Annotated in this window: 17 protein-coding genes; 9 read left to right on the top strand and 8 right to left on the bottom strand. The window is 59.9% G+C overall.

All coding sequences use genetic code 11. The annotated features are described in order from the left end of the window. Nucleotides 1-192: 192 nt before the first annotated feature. Nucleotides 193-1,488, top strand: a complete 1,296-nt coding sequence (ccrA, locus tag J7447_RS22665; protein WP_023002848.1) for a crotonyl-CoA carboxylase/reductase — start codon at nucleotides 193-195, stop codon at nucleotides 1,486-1,488. 138 nt (nucleotides 1,489-1,626) lie between these two features. Here ccrA and J7447_RS22660 read toward each other — a convergent pair whose 3' ends face one another. Further along, nucleotides 1,627-2,301 carry a class I SAM-dependent methyltransferase gene (locus J7447_RS22660; protein ID WP_209171031.1) on the bottom strand — a complete coding sequence of 225 codons (675 nt, stop codon included), beginning with the start codon at nucleotides 2,299-2,301 and terminating at the stop codon, nucleotides 1,627-1,629. Between the two features lie 280 nt (nucleotides 2,302-2,581). Here J7447_RS22660 and J7447_RS22655 point away from each other — a divergent pair, with 280 nt between their 5' ends. Continuing rightward, a complete protein-coding gene (locus J7447_RS22655) occupies nucleotides 2,582-3,118 on the top strand; it encodes a CAP domain-containing protein (RefSeq protein WP_353653810.1) in 537 nt (178 codons plus the stop codon). Nucleotides 3,119-3,127: 9 nt separating this feature from the next. Here J7447_RS22655 and J7447_RS22650 read toward each other — a convergent pair whose 3' ends face one another. Further along, entirely contained in the window at nucleotides 3,128-3,694 is a 567-nt protein-coding gene (locus tag J7447_RS22650) for an SH3 domain-containing protein (protein WP_023002845.1), read from the bottom strand. 200 nt (nucleotides 3,695-3,894) lie between these two features. Between J7447_RS22650 and J7447_RS22645 the strand changes: the two genes are divergently transcribed. After that, complete coding sequence (locus J7447_RS22645) at nucleotides 3,895-4,386, top strand: hypothetical protein (protein WP_209171030.1); 492 nt, start codon at nucleotides 3,895-3,897, stop codon at nucleotides 4,384-4,386. A 21-nt stretch (nucleotides 4,387-4,407) separates the two neighbouring features. Here J7447_RS22645 and J7447_RS22640 read toward each other — a convergent pair whose 3' ends face one another. Beyond that, complete coding sequence (locus tag J7447_RS22640; protein WP_062491289.1) at nucleotides 4,408-5,139, bottom strand: GH25 family lysozyme; 732 nt, start codon at nucleotides 5,137-5,139, stop codon at nucleotides 4,408-4,410. A 186-nt stretch (nucleotides 5,140-5,325) separates the two neighbouring features. Here J7447_RS22640 and J7447_RS22635 point away from each other — a divergent pair, with 186 nt between their 5' ends. Both J7447_RS22635 and xth read left to right on the top strand, forming a co-directional pair. After that, nucleotides 5,326-6,519 carry a cation:proton antiporter gene (locus J7447_RS22635; RefSeq protein ID WP_075283986.1) on the top strand — a complete coding sequence of 398 codons (1,194 nt, stop codon included), beginning with the start codon at nucleotides 5,326-5,328 and terminating at the stop codon, nucleotides 6,517-6,519. A gap of 70 nt (nucleotides 6,520-6,589) precedes the next feature. Beyond that, entirely contained in the window at nucleotides 6,590-7,399 is an 810-nt protein-coding gene (gene xth / locus J7447_RS22630) for an exodeoxyribonuclease III (protein ID WP_023002841.1), read from the top strand. 185 nt (nucleotides 7,400-7,584) lie between these two features. On the opposite strand, the gene J7447_RS22625 is transcribed toward xth, so the two are convergent. Continuing rightward, nucleotides 7,585-8,559 carry an NADPH:quinone oxidoreductase family protein gene (locus J7447_RS22625; RefSeq protein ID WP_209171029.1) on the bottom strand — a complete coding sequence of 325 codons (975 nt, stop codon included), beginning with the start codon at nucleotides 8,557-8,559 and terminating at the stop codon, nucleotides 7,585-7,587. Nucleotides 8,560-8,723: 164 nt separating this feature from the next. Between J7447_RS22625 and J7447_RS22620 the strand changes: the two genes are divergently transcribed. Continuing rightward, the gene (locus tag J7447_RS22620; RefSeq protein ID WP_031270178.1) at nucleotides 8,724-9,269 is read left to right on the top strand and encodes an RNA methyltransferase; all 546 of its coding nucleotides are present in this window, start codon (nucleotides 8,724-8,726) and stop codon (nucleotides 9,267-9,269) included. Nucleotides 9,270-9,330: 61 nt separating this feature from the next. Here J7447_RS22620 and J7447_RS22615 read toward each other — a convergent pair whose 3' ends face one another. Further along, complete coding sequence (locus J7447_RS22615) at nucleotides 9,331-9,903, bottom strand: sigma-70 family RNA polymerase sigma factor (protein WP_035907892.1); 573 nt, start codon at nucleotides 9,901-9,903, stop codon at nucleotides 9,331-9,333. 253 nt (nucleotides 9,904-10,156) lie between these two features. Here J7447_RS22615 and J7447_RS22610 point away from each other — a divergent pair, with 253 nt between their 5' ends. Beyond that, entirely contained in the window at nucleotides 10,157-10,666 is a 510-nt protein-coding gene (locus tag J7447_RS22610; RefSeq protein WP_023002837.1) for an invasion associated locus B family protein, read from the top strand. 304 nt (nucleotides 10,667-10,970) lie between these two features. Continuing rightward, complete coding sequence (gene rlmN, locus J7447_RS22605; RefSeq protein ID WP_023002836.1) at nucleotides 10,971-12,188, top strand: 23S rRNA (adenine(2503)-C(2))-methyltransferase RlmN; 1,218 nt, start codon at nucleotides 10,971-10,973, stop codon at nucleotides 12,186-12,188. Between the two features lie 72 nt (nucleotides 12,189-12,260). Here the strand turns inward: rlmN and J7447_RS22600 are convergent, their stop codons facing one another. From J7447_RS22600 to J7447_RS22590, 3 genes are all read right to left on the bottom strand, one after another. Then, nucleotides 12,261-14,402: a methyl-accepting chemotaxis protein gene (locus J7447_RS22600; protein WP_209171028.1), complete on the bottom strand. Its 2,142-nt coding sequence runs from the start codon at nucleotides 14,400-14,402 to the stop codon at nucleotides 12,261-12,263. A 297-nt stretch (nucleotides 14,403-14,699) separates the two neighbouring features. Then, on the bottom strand, nucleotides 14,700-16,886 hold the full coding sequence (locus J7447_RS22595) for a xanthine dehydrogenase family protein molybdopterin-binding subunit (protein ID WP_209171027.1): 2,187 nt from the start codon (nucleotides 16,884-16,886) through the stop codon (nucleotides 14,700-14,702). A 3-nt stretch (nucleotides 16,887-16,889) separates the two neighbouring features. Beyond that, the gene (locus J7447_RS22590) at nucleotides 16,890-17,351 is read right to left on the bottom strand and encodes a (2Fe-2S)-binding protein (protein ID WP_209171026.1); all 462 of its coding nucleotides are present in this window, start codon (nucleotides 17,349-17,351) and stop codon (nucleotides 16,890-16,892) included. Nucleotides 17,352-17,532: 181 nt separating this feature from the next. Here J7447_RS22590 and J7447_RS22585 point away from each other — a divergent pair, with 181 nt between their 5' ends. Further along, the gene (locus J7447_RS22585) at nucleotides 17,533-18,153 is read left to right on the top strand and encodes a TetR/AcrR family transcriptional regulator (RefSeq protein WP_152505326.1); all 621 of its coding nucleotides are present in this window, start codon (nucleotides 17,533-17,535) and stop codon (nucleotides 18,151-18,153) included. Nucleotides 18,154-18,319 lie beyond the last annotated feature (166 nt).

Here is an 18,319-nt window from a genome sequence, read left to right as displayed (position 1 = left end):
CGGAGTTTACGCGACTGCGAAACCCCAATGTGCAATGCAAAATATGGTTGGCATCAAAACGCAAGTTAAGCAATAGTCGTATAGAACGGTGATCGTTTTTGAACAATAGTTGCGCAAAATTGGGTATTTGCCCGATTACGACTTGTGCAAATGCGAAATTCTGAGGCCCAAAAGAAGCCCTGGGAGGGGAGAATGACAGCGACCGCGGAAGCCAATGACAACCAAACGCGAGAGGGCGCGCCGGTGAAAGATCTTTATGAAATCGGAGAGATCCCGCCGCTCGGACACGTTCCCAAAAACATGTATGCCTGGACCATCCGCCGGGAACGCCACGGACCGCCGGAAGACGCCATGAAACTGGAAGTCGTGCCGACCTGGGAACTCGACAGCCACGAGGTTCTGGTTCTGGTGATGGCCGCCGGCGTCAACTACAACGGCATCTGGGCAGGCCTTGGCCAGCCGATCAGCCCGTTCGACGGTCACGGCGCCGCCTATCACATTGCCGGCTCCGATGCCTCGGGCATCGTCTGGGCCGTCGGTGACAAGGTCAAGCGCTGGAAAGTGGGCGACGAGGTCGTGGTTCATTGTAACCAGGACGACGGCGACGACGAGGAGTGCAACGGCGGCGACCCGATGTTCTCCACCTCCCAGCGGATCTGGGGCTACGAGACACCGGACGGGTCGTTCTCGCAGTTCACCCGCGTGCAGGCCCAGCAGCTTATGCCCCGGCCGCGCCACCTGACCTGGGAAGAAAGTGCCTGCTACACGCTGACGCTCGCGACCGCCTATCGCATGCTGTTCGGCCATCACCCGCATGAGCTGAAGCCGGGTCAGAACGTGCTTGTCTGGGGCGCCTCGGGTGGCCTTGGCTCCTACGCCATCCAGTTGATTACGGCAGCAGGCGCCAATGCCATTGGCGTCATCTCTGACGAGGACAAGCGCCAGTTCGTGCTGGATCTCGGAGCGAAGGGTGTGATCAACCGCAAGGACTTCAAGTGCTGGGGTCAATTGCCGACGGTCGGCTCGCCCGAATATGCGGAATGGTTCGCGGAAGCGCGCAAATTCGGCAAGGCGATCTGGGACATCACCGGCAAGGGCAACAACGTCGATATTGTCTTCGAACACCCGGGCGAGGCAACCTTCCCGGTCTCCACCCTGGTCTGCAAGAAGGGCGGCATGGTCGTCATTTGCGCAGGCACGTCAGGCTTCAACTGCACCTTCGACGTCCGCTACATGTGGATGCACCAGAAGCGCCTTCAAGGGTCACACTTCGCCCATCTGAAGCAGGCCTCGGCCGCCAACAAGCTGATGATCGAACGGCGCATCGACCCTTACATGTCCGAGGTCTTCCCCTGGGATCAGATCCCGAAGGCCCATACCAAGATGTGGAAGAACCAGCACGCACCGGGCAACATGTCCGTCCTGGTCTGCGCGCCGACCACCGGTCTTCGGACCTATGAGGACGTTCTGGAAGCCTCCACCCGCTGATCCGGCACGTCGCCTTCAGGGCAACCACCTGCAGGCGGCGGGCTCAACAAGCTCCCTGAAAGGCTGGGGGCCTCAAGCCCCGTTAGCCTCATGCAGCCTGACCAGCCCGTGTCTCACGGGCTGGTCTTTTCTTTTTGATTACCCGGCGGTGGCGACCCAGCCTCTGAAGGTGAAGGCCGTGTAGAAGGTCTCGACGTCGACAAATCCGGCCTGCCTCAACAGATCCGCATCCTGCTCGGGCGTCAGCACCGGCAATCGCTCCTTCATCGCAGCCATGCCGTTTTCGGTAAGCGAACGGGAAGTACCGGATTCGGTGGAAAATGCGGCATATCTTGCCAGCCACCTGTCCTTGCCCGCAGGGTCGGTCGGAAAGCTGTGATGAACCGAAACGAAGGCTGCTCCAGGCTTCAACCGTTGCCGCAGTCCGGAAAGCGTCTTCAACCTCTCCTCCCGATCCAGAAAATGAAGCGTCAGCAGGCAGGCAGCGCCATCAAATTGTCTCTCGGGGGCATCATGGATGTATCCCTCCAGCAGGCTCACTCTTGCCCCGAGGGGACCAAGGTGCTCTTGCGCCTTTTCCAGCATGTCTGCGGACGGGTCGACACCAAGGAAACGCCAGTCCGGCTGCATGCGGGCAAAGGCCTTCAGTTCAACACCGCCACCGGCACCAAGCACCAGGATTGTTCCGTCCGATGGCGCCCGCTCCGCCAGCAGCAGGCCGGTCATCTTGTGCATGTCTGCAAGCCCGGGAACGAGCCTCGCCGTTCTTTCCGCATATCCGGCGGTTGATGCGGCTCCGGAAAACAGGGACATGGAAAAGGTCCTCAAGCAATGCGTGGCCTGGTGCTCCGATCCATACCAAGACGTTCGGCACCATCATGTTACTTTATATGTAACTTGAAAATTGCCATTCAAGAAACCTGCTCCATTTTTTCCAAACCGTTGCGCGCACACCCCAGCTGAACGGATTGTGCACCGGTTTCAGGAGCCTTGCGCCGCAATTCTGCTCAACTGTCGTCCCATCACCTTCCAAAGTGAGGCGAATCATGTGCCTCACTAAATCTCATTGATCCTGAGCGGGAGCTTCAACAGCGTGGCTGACAATCCGATGGTCCATCGATCCCTGAAACTCGCCCTCGCCGGAGCGCTGCTGCTTTCGGTTGCCGCCTGCATGGGCGACCGCATGCAGACGCCGCCCTTCTACGAAGACATGGCGCGTGTCGACGGTGTGGTGGATGCTGCAACGGCCGCTCAGATGATCTCGCAATACCGGATCAACAACGGACTTTCGCCCGTGATTGCCGATCCGCAGCTGACATCCATTGCTAAATCGCAGGCCGACGCAATGGCCTCGGCCGGAAACGTTCAGGCATCGCTCGCCCCGAACCAGCAGCTGGCAACCCGCATGGCCTCCATCGGCGAGCCGAAGACGGCTGCCGCCGAAAACGTCAGCGCCGGATACAGAACCTTTGCCGAAGCTTTTTCAGGCTGGCGGGAAAGCCCGAAGCATAACCAGGTGTTGCTGACGAAAGACGCCACCCGGCTTGGCATCGCGACGGCTTACGCGCCCAATGCCAAGCACAAGGTTTTCTGGTCGCTGGTCATGGCCGGACCGAAACCGGCCCGGTAACAGCTCGCGTCAATAGATACGCGGCTCGAAATACCTTTGCGGATAACCGGGAAATGAATCCCAGTAGGGCCGGATAATGATCGGCTGCGGCGGCGCGACCACGACAGGCGGCGCTTCGTAAAGCGGTTCCGGTGCATAGACTGGGCCCGGTTCAACCGGCGGCGGATCATAGGGAGGATCGCCCTTGTAGACCGGCCCGCCGCGATAGGCAGGCGCAGGCGCCTCCGCATAGATCGGGTAATCCCGGTAGTAGCGCTGCACACCCAGGTTGATGCCCGCGCTGGGGATCGGCCGGCCATAATAGATGCCTTCACCGCCATAGCTGAGATATTGGCCGGAAACCCAACCCTTCACATTGGTGAAGGCGGCATCGCACCAGCCGAAGTCGGCCGTACACCCGAAAATGGTTACCCCGCCCCCGCGCGGCACGGTGGCCATTACGGGATAATTGGTTCCCGGTCCGGCGCGCATGTTGAGATTGGCCGTCGTGAAGGCAATGGCCGGCCGTGATTGTGCGCTTGCTGGCAGCACCATCATCACGATCGCGGCAAATGCCAGCGAAAAGCGGATCAACATGTTCAAAACTCCAAAGTTCTGCGCCCTGACGCTTTCAAGAAGCGGCTAGCATCATGGCAAAAGTATAGCGCTGCAGGCGTCTCTATTCCTTCTCACGCCAAATGCTGCCCGCCCCAGCTTGCGCCCAGCTTGCGTCCGATTTGCGTTCGGCCTGCATTTCGGGCTTGATAGGCGCACAAACAGCCGGGGGGCTTTGTGAAGTGAAACGAATTCAATCTGTTGCGTCTGCCATGGCGCTGGCGGCGCTCTGGTTTGCTGCATCCATTGCATCGGTGTCGGCCTTCGATGCGCATTCGGGCTATTATTACCCGGAGGTGCAGACCCAGGAGGTTTATGTCTCAGAACTGGGCCTTGCACCTGACACGGGCAAGCGGTCGCGGGCAGCCTTCGTCAGCGGCCTTGCATCCCAGAACGCAAAACTGGGGTATCCGCCAGGATATCACCTGTTCGCCAAGGGCACAGAACTGGAAAAACTGATTGTGGTGGCAACCGGCGACGGGCGCTATGACACGCTGTTCAGGCTGCGGGCCCTGCTTGCCTCGCTGACCTCGATGGCCCGCACGACGGAACTCTTCGCGCGGTCAAATCAGCCGCAGGACCTGAACTTCCTCGATCTTTGCAAGATGATCGGCTTCACCCAGGTCACAGTCAGCAACGGCAAGGACGTCACGCACCAGATCAAGGTGCGCTAGCGGTATTGGCCCAGGGAACAGTCAGCGCCTCAGCTTGCCGTTCAGCCAGTCGCGGTACTGCGACTTGGTTCCGAAGAACGCATTCCGGTCGACGTCGCCTTTGACGCCCGGCACCCGGCCCTCGGCCGTATACTGCCAGAAGACCCAGTCGTCGCGCTGCTCATAGATGTTGTTCGGGAAGCTGGCGACCGAGCGCAGCCAGAATTGCTCGTTCCTGAGCGCACCGACCAGCCTGTCTCGGTGAAAATCGACCGAGGAATAGATCACCGGGCGCTTGCCGTAGTGCTTTTCCATTTCGTCAAGGAAGATCTTCATGTCCCGCAGGATCTGCGGTCGTTCCGGCCGTTCCCTGCAGGTCTTGGAATGCGCATTCCATTCCATGTCGAGAACAAGCGGCAGGGCTTGCGGGTCGACGGGAACGATTTCCTTCACCCACGAAATCTGTTCTTCAACCGGACGGCAGAAATAATAGAAGTGATAGGCCCCGCGTGGCATGCCCGCCTGGCGCGCTGCCACCCAGTTCTCGACAAAGCGCGGGTCGACGTGGTCGCCGCCTTCGGTCGCCTTGATCCAGGCAAAGGCGACACCGCCCTGTTTTGCGGCCGCCCAATCGATATCGCCCTGCCATCGGGACACGTCGATGCCGTGTACCGCGTAGTCTTCTGGCGTTGGATCCGGAAAGTCGTAAGCCGCGCACGAGCTTAAAAAGATGAACCCGAAAATGGAACAAAACGATTTTACGATTGCCAGCACAGCGTCCTCGGCAGGGTTAAGAAAGGCTTTCACTCACCGCACAAAATGCGCGGGATTTCCTAACGGAGCGTAGACGAAATCACGATTTCTCCGCATAAACACGTATCTGTTATCGTGCGGGCAATCGAATAGGGCGGGATTGCGGCGGATCAAAGACGTCTGGTCTCTTTCCCTCAATGTATGAGCATGGAAATCGCGACCACCCTGATCGCCATTGGCGCCCTGCTGCTGCTCGGCATGCTGGCCGACGAAATCGGCCACAGGACGCAGATGCCCCGCGTGACGCTGCTGATCCTGTGCGGACTGGCCGCGGGCCCCGCCTTTCTGGATCTTCTGCCTGAAAACCTGACCCAGCTTTATGAAACCCTCGCCGTTCTGGCCCTGTCGATGGTCGCCTTCGTTCTGGGCGGCAAACTCTCCAGGGTCCATCTGCAGAACAGCGGCAAGGCCGTAACGGTCGTTTCGGCTTCAGCGGTCGTGTCAACCGCGATCGTCGTCTTTGCAGGCCTCGCCCTGCTCGGCTTTCCCCTGGAACTGGCACTGATTCTGGCAGCCCTGGCGACCGCCACCGACCCGGCGGCCACCAGCGATGTCATCCGCCAGTACCGCGCCAAGGGGCCCTTCACAACCATCCTGTCCGGCATCGTTGCGCTGGACGATATCTGGGGCATTCTGGTCTTCGCATTCTGTCTCATGGGAGCACAGGCGCTCATGGGCGGCGACGGCTCGGGCGCCCTGCTGCATGCGGTTTGGGAGATTGCCGGATCGCTCCTGCTTGGCGCGATTGTCGGCCTCCCGGCGGGCTACCTGTCAGGCCGCCTCCAACCCGGCGACCCGACCCTTGCCGAGGCGCTTGGCATCGTGTTCCTGACGGCGGGTCTGGCCATCTGGCTCGACCTCTCGTTCCTGCTTGCCGGCATTGCCTGCGGGGCCATGGTGGTCAACACCGGGCGTCACCATACCCGGCCGTTCTATGAAATCGAACATATCGAATGGCCGTTCATGATCTTCTTTTTCGTGCTGGCCGGTGCAGCGCTGCAGCCGGACCTGCTTTTGAAGCTTGGCCTCCTTGGCGCGGCATATGTTCTGCTGCGGCTCGCCGGGCGTCTGGCTGGAGGCTGGCTGGGCGGCAAGCTCAGCGGCGGGGCCGGAACCGACCGAAGCTATCTCTTCGGCCTCTCGCTTCTGCCCCAGGCGGGCGTCGCGCTTGGCATGGCCCTGGTTGCTGCCGAAGTGCTGCCGCAGTTCCGGGACGAAATTCTGACCGTCGCGATCGGATCAACCATCGTCTTCGAACTGCTCGGCCCCGCGGCCACTCAGCTCGCCCTGAAACGGGTCGGCGAAACCGGCAAGGCCGGGGAAGACGATCCCGAGACCTGAATTCGTTTGCACTCGGTGGCCGAATCCGTATGACTTGGCTATTCTCGCAACAAGCCTTGGCAAATTTCCCATGACAGACCGGATCAAACTCGTCACCTGGAACATCAATTCCGTGCGCCTGCGCATGCCGATTGTGGAACAGTTGATCGAGGAAGTCGCACCGGACGTGATCTGCCTGCAGGAAACCAAGTGCCCGGACGCCAATTTCCCGGAAAACGCCTTCCGCAAGGCGGGATACGAACACATGGCCATCCACGGCCAGAAGGGCTACCACGGCGTCGCAACGCTTTCCAAGCTGCCGCTGAGCAACATCGAGAAACGCGACTTCTGCCAGGTGGGTGACAGCCGTCACGTGGCGGCGGACGTGCCGTTCAACGGCTCCAGCATCCGGCTGCACAATTTCTATGTGCCGGCAGGTGGCGACGAGCCGGATCGCACGATCAACCCGAAATTCGGCCACAAGCTCGACTTCATGGCAGAGATGCTGGGATGGCTGAAAGGCGAGGAAACCTCGAAACCCGCCATTCTGGTCGGCGACCTCAACGTCGCGCCTTACGAGCACGACGTCTGGTCCCACAAGAAGCTCCTGAAGGTGGTCTCACATACCCCCGTCGAAACGGAACTGTTCGAGCAGGTGCGCGAGGCAGGCGGCTGGCTGGACGCCATGCGCCAGTTCACCCCGCTGGACGAAAAGCTCTACACCTGGTGGAGCTACCGCGCCAAGGACTGGTCTGCCGCCGACAAGGGCCGCCGTCTTGACCACGTCTGGGTGTCTCAGCCGCTCGCCCCGTATGTGAAGGGCACCACGGTCCTGCGCGACGCACGCGGCTGGGAAAAGCCGTCCGACCACGCCCCGGTGATCGCCGAATTCGCGATCTGAGGTCAATTCTAACAAGCGGCCCATCCTTCGAGACGGACCTTCCGGTCCTCCTCAGGATGAGGCTGTAATTTGGACAGCCCGGAAAGGTGCAACAGTGACGACCTCATCCTGAGGAAGCGCAAAGCGCTGTCTCGAAGGATGGGCCACACCCCCGGAAGGCCGCGCCGCGCATACTTCCGCAGCACTCAAGGCGTCACAATCACCTTGCCCTGCACCCGGCGCGCAGCGATTTCCTCAAGCGCGGTTGCCGTTTCTTCCAACTTGTAAACGCCGTGGATGTGCGGCTTCAGCTTGCCTTCAGACACCCAGGACAAAAGTTCCTTCATGTTGCGGCGATGGCCTTCCGGATCCCGGTCGAGTGCGGCGCCCCAGAAGACACCGCGAATGTCGCAGCCTTTCAGCATCACGATATTCAGCGGAATTTTCGGAATGTCGCCCGCGGCAAACCCGATCACCAGGAACCGCCCCTCCCAGGCGGTTGCCCGGATGGCCTGTTCCGACAGTTCTCCGCCAACCGGGTCGTAGACAACATCAACGCCCTTTCCACCGGTCAGCTCCTTCAGGGTTTCCTTGAGCGGCTCAACCGAATAGTCGACCGTCATGTCAGCGCCGAGCGAGCGGGCGAAGGCGAGTTTTTCCTCAGATGAGGCGCAGGCAATCACCTTTGCCCCCATGATCGCGGCAATTTCCACTGCAGCCTGGCCGACACCGCCCGATGCGCCCAGAACGGCAACAGTCTCGCCAGGCTTCAACCCGGCCCGGTCGCGATAGGCATGCAGCGTGGTGCCATAGGTCACGGTCAAACCTGCCGCGACTTCAAAGGAAATATCGTCCGGCAGCGAGACGAGATCGCCTGCTACGATCACCACTTTTTCCCGCGCCGCCCCCCAGCGCATGTAGCCCATGACCCTGTCACCGGGCGAAACCCCATCGACGCCGGAGCCCACCTGATCGACCACACCGGCGAATTCGGCACTCGGCGAAAACGGCATTTCCGGCTTGTACTGGTACTTGCCCCTGATGATCAGCGTATCGAAAAAATTGAGCGCACAGGCCTTCACCCGCACCACGACCTCCCCCGGCCCGGCAACCGGATCGGCAATCTCCTCGACAACCAGGCTGGAAGGCGGACCGAAGGTTTTGCAGAGACAGGCTTTCACGGCATCCTCATGACATTCTACGGGTAAAGCGCCGCTCGCGCTGCGCGGGGTGAGACGTTAGCAAGCCCTGTTCGAGGCGGGAATTGGCTTTCCGGATAAGCTGAAAACTTTCGGCCATGGCGAAAGTCGGCTATGAGGCAGCCAATTCGAAAACGGACAAACTGATGCGCGGATATTTTGCAATCGGGGCCGAAGGCCTCTCGAAACGGATGAACCTGGGCACCTTGATGCGCTCTGCCCATGCCTTCGGCGCCAACTTCTTCTTCACGGTGGATGCCGACCAGAAGCTGCGCAAGGCGCCCCCCTCCGACACCTCCAAGAGCCCCGGCCACCTGCCTGTCTTCACCTGGGACAGCGTAGACACGATGGACCTGCCCAGAGGTTGCCAGCTTGTGGGCATCGAGCTCACGGACGAATCGATCGAGCTGCCGAGCTTCGGACATCCCCTTCAGGCAGCCTACGTTCTTGGTCCTGAAAGAGGCTCGCTTTCACCGCAGATGCTCGCGCGCTGCGACCACGTGGTGAAGATCCCGACAAAGTTCTGCATCAATGTCGCCATGGCCGGCGCGATCGTCATGTACGACCGTCACAGGGCGCTGGGTCGCTACGCAGACCGCTCAACCACGGCCGGCGCTCCCAGGATCGAACGTCCGAAACATGTCAGCGGCGGTCCGGTGATGCGCACGGGACGGAAAGTGCCGGGAACCTGAATGAGTTGTGCCTGAACTTCAGGCCGCCAGAATTTTGGGTGTCTCTTGCACGGGGTCCCAATTAGTCCACATCCACGGACGTGTCGGTTTCCAGAAGCTGGCGCAACCGTCCGAAGGCAAGCCGGATACGGGATTTGACCGTGCCAAGCGGCAAGCCCGTGTGTTCGGCGATCTCGCTGTGCGACTGTCCTGCGAAAAAAGCCAGCCGAACCACGTTCCGCTGCTCTTCAGGCAACTGCGACAAAGCAGCACGCACGCGTTTTTCCCGCAGCTTCGCATCCATCTCTTCGGCAATGTCCGGCAGCGGCGTCGGGTGCAGGGACGGATCTTCGGGATCGAGCGCGGCAGACTTTTGGCGGCGGATCCTGTCGATACGCCGGTTACGGGCAACCCGGAACAGCCAGGTGCTGGCGTTGGATTTTTTCGGATCGAACAGATCGGCCTTGCGCCACAGCGTCATCATGACGTCCTGGGCGACTTCTTCGGCAAGGGCCTCATCGGCGCCCTGCTTCATCAGGTAGCCCTTCAGGCGCGGCGCAAAGTGATCGAACAGCTCGATGAAAGCCGCCTTGTCCCGGTCTTCCGCCACTTTGACAATGAGATCGGAAAAATACTGCACCTGCGTCAAAGACAATCAATCCCCCTGCCGATCCATCTTCTTTATCAGGTTCGGCATAATTCGAAAGGGGGGTCAAGCAGGTCTGCCACACTGTTGCCGCGTTTAACCGCAAAGCGATTAGGTTGGTGCACGCACCGAAAAACAGAAAATACAATTGTCGGGCTTCAACCCTTTCGTAACCCGCTTTAAGTTATCATTAAAGCAAGGTTTATATGTCAGACGGCAGTTGAACTAAATTTGACGGAAACTCAAATCCAACGGTGTGGAGATGATGAAAGCAAAATCGCTGGTTCTGGCCATAGCAGGTCTTGCCGTTTCGAGTGCAGCGGCTTTCGCACAAACCCCGACACTTCTGAAGCAGCACAAGGACTGGGCGGCCTATGCGCTGACCAGTGGCGGCGGCAAGGTTTGCTACGCGCTTACCAAACCGACGACGTTGCTTCCGGGAGATCGAAATCACGGGGACGTATTCTTTTTCGTGACCACCCGCCCGGCGGAAGGCGTCTCGTCCGAGCCGAGCCTGCTGGTCGGTTATCCTTTCAAGGACAAATCCTCGGTCAGCGTAGACATTGACGGCAAGGGCTTCACGCTCTTCACCAACAATGACGGTGCCTGGGTCGAAAATGCTGCAACCGAAGCGCAACTCGTTTCTGCCATGAGGGCAGGCCGGGAAATGACGGTGACCGGCGAATCCAGCCGCGGCACCCGCACCACCTACAAGTTCTCGCTGTCCGGCGTCACAGCCGCGATCGACGACTCCAACGCTGCCTGCCGCTAACGCGTTCAGGCAGCAGCTTCTCCGGCTTTCCCCTGCATCCGCAGGGCGAAAAGCCGAAGTCGGCCGGTGGTTTCCTTTCAGTCTCGACGTCACCCTGGACGGGCCAAACGGCCTATCCGGGTCGTTGTCGTTGCGTAAAAACAGCTCTGCATAGCTCCCCTGCACGTCAGCAAACTTGATTTTCGGCGCTTTTTGTGGTTTTGGGAGCGCTTGAAATCAGACCTGCAAGTCAGGTGCCCGGCGACCGCGTAGTCTTGTTCCAAGACGCCTGAAGACCCTGCCGGAAGAGATTACGGATCACGACATGGCAATTACGCTCGACATCGCGCGGGACAATCCGAACGCGCACACCGTTTCAGCCGAAGCCGTCCTGCCCGGCGAAGACAAGCCGACGCTGATCGGCCTGTCGCGCGAAGAGCTGGGTGAAGCGCTCGGCACCATCGGTGTGCCGCAGAAGCAGTGGCGCATGCGTGCCTCCCAGCTCTGGCACTGGCTTTATGTGCGCGGCGTGTCCGACTTTGCGCAGATGACGAATATCGCCAAGGACTTGCGCCAGAAGCTGGACGAAGCCTTCACGATCGCCCGTCCGGAAATTGTGTCCGAGCAAATCTCCGTCGACGGTACCCGCAAGTGGCTGTTCCGCTTTCCCGCGCGCGGCGCCGGCCGCCCGGTCGAGGTTGAAACCGTCTATATTCCTGAAGAAGGCCGCGGCACGCTCTGCGTTTCTTCCCAGGTCGGCTGCACCCTCACCTGCACTTTCTGCCACACAGGCACCCAGAAGATGGTCCGCAATCTGACGGCTGAAGAAATTCTGTCGCAGATCCTGATTGCGCGCGACCGGCTGGGCGATTTCCCGCATGCGGACACCCCGCAGGGCGCCATCGTGCCGTCCGAAGGCCGTCTGGTGACCAACATCGTCATGATGGGCATGGGTGAGCCCCTCTACAATTTCGATAACGTCAAGAAGGCGCTGCTGATCGCGTCCGATGGTGACGGCCTGTCCCTCTCCAAGCGCCGCATCACCCTGTCGACCTCCGGTGTCGTGCCGGAAATCTTCCGCACCGGTGAAGAAATCGGCTGCATGCTGGCCATTTCGCTTCACGCGGTTCGTGACGAGCTGCGCGATGTGCTGGTGCCGATCAACAAGAAATGGAACATCAAGGAACTGCTGGACGCTTGCCGGCAGTATCCGGGCCTGTCCAACGCCAAGCGCATCACCTTCGAATATGTGATGCTGAAGGGCGTCAACGACAGCAATCAGGACGCGCTTGAACTGGTCCGCCTGCTGAAGGGCATTCCGGCCAAGATCAACCTGATTCCTTTCAACCCGTGGCCGGGTACCGATTACGAATGCTCCGACTGGGAGCGGATCGAGGAATTTGCCGACATTGTCAACCGGGCCGGCTATGCCTCTCCGATCCGCACACCACGCGGCCGCGATATCTTCGCCGCCTGTGGCCAGCTGAAATCCGCGTCCGAGCGCATGCGAAAGAAGGACCGTGAGGCCCTGGCAGCCTCCTGAGGCAACATCATCTGCTGAACGAAAAACGGCGGCTCACTGGAGCCGCCGTTCCTGTTTTCAGATTCTGATCCGTCAGGCCGCAGCGACCTCGCGCAGGAAGTCGTTTACGGCCGTATTCAGCGAACGCAGTTTCTCGGAGGCGACCTGCGTCGCCTGATCCACCGACTGCGCCGAATTGGCCGTCGTTTCCACGGCAGTGCTGACATTCGACATGTTGTCGCTGGCCGCGCGTGTGCCTGAGGAAGCTTCCGAAGCACTGCGGCTGATCTCGCCGGTGGCCGCATCCTGTTCCTGAACGGCAGCGGCAATCGAGGTGGTGTTCTCGTTCGCCCGAACCATGATGGAAGCGATGCCTTCAATCGCGGTCACTGCCTGCTCGGTGGCAGACTGGATTTCCGCAATCTGGTTGGAAATTTCCTCGGTCGCCCTGGAGGTCTGGGTGGCCAGCTCTTTCACTTCGGCAGCCACCACCGCAAAGCCCTTGCCGGCTTCGCCGGCCCGTGCCGCTTCAATTGTCGCATTGAGCGCCAGAAGGTTGGTCTGCTCAGCGATTGCCTGGATAAGGCCGATCACTTCGCCGATCCTGGCAGAACCCGACGACAGCAATTCCATTTTCTGTGTGCTTGCCTGGGTCTGGCTGGTCGCATCGGCAATCACCCGCGTGGTTTCCTCCACACGTTGACCGATTTCGGAAATCGACGATGACAGCTCCTCAGTGGCGGCCGCAACAAGCTGTACGTTGCCCGATGCCTGGGTTGTTGCCGCAGCAGCGCTGCTCACCTCTTCAGAAGCCCCTGAGGCCGTTTCCATCATGGAACTTGCATTGGCTTGCATTTCAGACATGGCAGCGTCAACGGAACCGAGCATTTCGGATGACTGCGTGCGGAAGCCCTCGATCAACGCCTCGATCCGGAGCTGACGGTCCGTACGAGCCTGTTCTTCAATCTTTCGTGCTTCTTCCAGACGCGCCTGCTCGGCGACGCCATCTCTGAAGCCTGCAATGGCGGCCGCGATTTCTCCAACCTCATCCTTTCGGTCTGCTTCCGCAAAGACGACGGATACATCACCACCGGCGAGGCGAGCCGCATTGGCGACAAGGCTTTTGATCGGGGCAACGATCGAGCGTGCAGCCAGCCAGCCGATTGCCATCATGATGCCGAAAATCCCGAGGCAAATCAGTGCGATCTGATTGCGCAGCGCCCGCACCGGCGCGAGAATTTCATCGCGTGCCTCGACCGTAACAACCGCGAGATTGGCTCCAAAAAACGTCAGAGGCACTGCAGCGGCCAGATAGTCCGTGTCGCGGAACCCTTCCAGGTTTCCGGAAGCCGGCTTGCCGCCAAGGGCCTGATCCACCAGAGACGAATCGAGGCTTGCGGTCAGGATATCGTTCTGTCCGGGTGTCTTGGAAGAATCGTTCCGGAACAGCTTATCTGCGCCGACAAGGATGGCCTCCCCTGTTTCTCCGAGACCCGCCGCGCTGCTCATCACGCTGTTGATGTTGTCGATGGGCATCTGGAAGGCCAGCACGCCGACACGCTTGCCGCCTTCAAAAACCGGTGTCGCAATGAAACTTGCCGGCGCATCCGCGCTCGGAGCATATGGTTTGAAATCGAAGAAGCGAACTTCGTCCCGTCCACCGTTCAACGCCGCCCGGAAGGCATTGCCCAGATCCGTATCCTTGTATTTGCCGGTGGTCAGGTTGGTTGCGTAGTCGAGTTCCTTGAACACCGTGTAGACGAGCGAGCCGTCCTCCGCGAACAGGAAGATGTCGTAGTAACCGCGGGTCTTCAGCATCTTGCTGAACCACGGATGATACTGTTCATGCGCCTCGTCGTAGGCGGTGTCGCCAGCGCGCATCAGCGCGTCTTTCTGGCCCGTCGGATGCGGATTGTCGTGAATGTAGGCCTTCTGCAGGCTCGCCGTGGCATCGCCCTCCTGGCTTGCCCACCCTTCCTTGAAATCCGCCAGTGCGGATTTCACGAACGGACTTGCGGCGGTGACCTGCAGATCCTGCACGATGGAGTCCAGATAGTGCGAAAGATCTCCGGCGCGCGCACTTGCAAGAGCCGAAAGCCGCTCTTCCGCCTGCTCTTCCAGATCCGTTGAACTGACCCAATAGGCAAGGGCGCCTACAAACAGCGCGGCCACAACCGAACAACCGGAGATGATGGCCGGCAGACGAAAACTGAGTTTTGAGATTCGGGTTCCCAAGGCACCCTCCCGAAGTAGAATTATTACGAGAAGGCTAGATCTCAGCAATTTAATGTTGGTTAATATTGATAAAATTAGAAAAATAGAGAAGTTGAAAACAATAATAATGTAACTAACGGTAGAAAATAAGATTAATTCCTACATCAATGCTTATACCTGAAGATTCATCTTGAAATAATACCACCATAGATAGATCGCACATTTGCCTCTAATCCGGCGCTTGGCGCCTTCGGCAAAGGTTACGCTCTCATGAAAAAGGCCGCCCGGAGGCGGCCTTTTTGTATTCTTCGGCGAGGCTCAGACAAGACCGGACTTTGCCAGCGGCAGGCTGGTTGACCACTCGCCCTTGGCAGCGGCGATCGCGTTGGCGACTGCCGGGCCGATTGGCGGAGTACCGGGTTCACCGATGCCGGTCGGTGCTTCGTTCGAAGGAACGATATGCACCTCGATTTCCGGCATGTCGGACATCCGGATCGGCTCGTAGGTGTCGAAGTTGGTTTCCTCGACAACACCGTCGGCGAGCGTCACCTGGTTCCGCAGGATCGCACCAAGGCCGTAGCCGATGCCGCCTTCGACCTGTGCCCGGATATTGTCCGGGTTGATCGGCGTGCCGCAGTCGACCGCTGCCGTCACCTTTTCCACCTTCACAGTGCCGTCGTCGCGGAAGGAGATTTCCGCCACTTCCGCCACAAAGGAACCGAAGGACTTGTGCACGGCAACACCGCGGTGGCGCCCTTCGGGTAAGGGCGTGTCCCAGCCCGCCTTTTCAGCCGCCAGCTTCAACACGCCCACCTTGCGCGGATCGTCCTTGATCATCTCGAGGCGATAGGCAACCGGATCCTTGCCGGCTTCCTTGGCCAGACGATCGATCATGGTTTCCATGACGTAGGCCGTGTGGGTGTGACCGACCGAACGCCACCACAGAACCGGGACCTTCGTTTCCTGGAAGGACTGGTCCATGTTCATCAGCGGAAACGCATAAGTGGTGTCATGCGCGCCTTCGGTCATGTTGTGGTCGACACCGTCCTTCATCAGCATGGCTTCGAAAGGCGTGCCCTTGACGATGGACTTGGCGGCGATGTTGTACTTGAACGCCGTCACGTTGCCCTGGTCATCAAGCCCAACCCGCAGCCGGTGAGCCGACATCGGACGGTAGTATCCACCGGCCATGTCATCCTCACGGGTCCAGACGATCTTCACCGGAGCCGGCGCCATGCCGGCGGCCTGCATCGCCTTGGCCAGGGTGGTGATTTCCACGACCGGATGCGCATCGGCCTGAGCGCGGCGCCCGAAGGACCCGCCTGCCCAAAGGGTGTTGATCTTGACCTTCTCGAACGGAATGCCGAGTACGGTGGCCGCCACGTTGTGATCGATGGTCGGGATCTGGGAAGCGAACCAGAATTCCGCTGTTTCACCGTCGAACATCATGGCGATGTCCAGCGGTTCCATGGCGCCATGGGCCAGGAACGGGAAGTCATAGTCGGCTTCGATGACCTTGGCCGAAGCTTCCAGCGCCGCGTCGACATCACCGTCTTCGCGAACCTTCACACCCGGTTTGGTGGTCATATCCTTCAGTTCGGCGATCATCGCATCGCTGGACCGGTTTTCCGCCTCGGCATCATCCCACTCGATTTCGAGCAGGGACCGGCCGTTGATTGCCGGCCAGGTGGACTTGGCGATCACCGCTACCCCGTTCGGGATCTGCAGCACGTTGACGACGCCCGGCACCTTCTTGGCTTCGGTGGCGTCAAACGACTTCACCTTGCCGCCAAAACGGGGCGAGCGGGCAACGACGGCAACCAGCAGGTCATCACGCTGGAAGTCCATCGTGTAGGTCCTGGGCGCGCCGACGGTCTTGTTCTTGACGTCCAGACGCGGGAAGGACTTGCCGATGTAGACCCACTGGTCCGGTGTCTTCAGTGTCGGCTCTGCCGGAACGTCCTCGTTGGCGGCAAGACCGGCAAGCTCACCCAGGGTCGCGGACTTGTCCGCACCATGAGCAACGACGCCACCCGACACGGTGATTTCACCCGCCGGCACACCCCATTCCTTTGCCGCGGCGGCAATGATCATTGCCTTTGCCGCGGCACCGGCCTGACGGTACTGCATGAACGAGTTCGCCATGGCCGTGGACCCGCCGGTGCCCTGCACGCCGAACAGCGAGTTGGCATAGACCTGCGGATTGGACGGTGCGAATTCGACAGTGACCTGCTCCCAGGAAGCGTCGAGCTCGTCGGCGACCAGACTGCACAGACCACTGGCCGTGCCCTGTCCCATGTCGAAGTGCTTGGACAGCACCACGACCGTGTTGTCCGGACGGATGTGAACGAAGGGCTGGATGAACTCGCCTTCGGCGGCCGAGGCAGTCGAGCGCGGCAGGTTCATGGCAAGCACCAGGCCACCAACGGTACCGGCGGACATCTTCAGGAAGGTGCGCCGTGTCGGCATTGCGGCTGCCAGCGGTTGTTTCAGGAGATGCAGCATGGCTCAGGCCTCCATCTTGTCTGAAGCAAGGTGGATGGCCTTGCGGATCCGGGCATAGGTGGCGCAGCGGCAGACATTGCCGTCCATGGCTGCGTCGATGTCCTCGTCGGTCGGCTTGGGCGTTTCGGCAAGCAAGGCAGTCGCGGCCATGATCTGGCCTGACTGGCAATACCCGCATTGTGGCACGTCCAGCTCGTTCCAGGCGGTCTGGACAGCAGCAGCCGCCTTGCCGTCGATACCTTCGATCGTTGTGATTTCAGCACCTTCAAGGTCGCCGACGAACGTCTGGCAGGACCGGACCGGAATACCGTCCATGTGAACCGTGCAGGCACCGCAGGAAGCGATGCCGCAACCGAACTTTGTCCCCGTCATTCCCAGCTCGTCGCGCAGAGCCCACAGCAGGGGGCTCTCGGGATCCGCGTCGAGCGTACGCGTTTCCCCGTTGATTTTTAATGTCACTGACATGAGGAGGCGTCTCCTTTGGCTGGCCAATTCTGGCTAAAGGATGTAAACTACACCGTGCAGTTTAGTTCCTAACTGCACATCTGTAAACGCCAGAGTTTACATAGGGCGCGATTTTTGGGATTAAAGAGGCGGGGGTCCTGTCGTCTGACAGATAATGCAACGGGGTATATATGAGTAGGTAATGTCCGTATCGGATCAGAAAAAGAAGCAGATCGTCGAGGCTGCAATCGCGGAGTTTCAGGAAAAGGGTTATGCCGGAGCCAGCATGGACCGGATTTCCGAGCGAGCCCAGGTTTCCAAGCGCACGGTCTACAATCACTTTGAAAGCAAGGACGTGCTTTTCAAGGAGATCAACCAGTGCCTTGCCGATCAGATCAACTCGGCGCTTGAAGTCGCTTACGACCCGGCGGCGCCCATTCGCGATGCCCTGGTGCGTCTCGGCTGGGCCGAAGGCGAGCTCATGATCAACCCTTGCTTCATGAGCCTGGCCCGCATGGTCATGAGCGAAACGATCCGCGACCCGGCCCTTGCAGCCGATATGGACAGCCGCATGACCAAGATCTCCGTCTTTACCGAGTTCATGGATCGCGCCACGCGTGAAGGCAAGCTCACGGCCGACGACCCGTCCCTGGCGGCCACGCAATTTCTCGGCCTGATCAAGGCCCGATCCTTCTACCCGAACATCCACAGCGGCCGCGTGACGACCCGCCCCGAGATGGAACGGATCATCGAGGAAAGCGTCGACATGTTCCTGGCCCGATACGGCGCCAGGGCAACCGCGCAAACGGTGGCGGCGCAGTAACGGGCGCCCGCCAAAATTTCCCGACATGGCAGATCGACCCGCGTAGAGCGAAACGCGACGAAATGAGTGCATCGCGGGGCTTGCGCCATGCATAGAACCGGCTAAATTGCCGCAAATTTTCATCGGCGGGAAACCGCCAGGAACATCGAACTGGATTTTTCCCAAA

The organism is Labrenzia sp. R5_0 (genome assembly GCF_017743835.1).
Lineage (GTDB): Bacteria > Pseudomonadota > Alphaproteobacteria > Rhizobiales > Stappiaceae > Roseibium > Roseibium algicola.
This window is presented reverse-complemented; position numbering and strand designations above follow the sequence as displayed.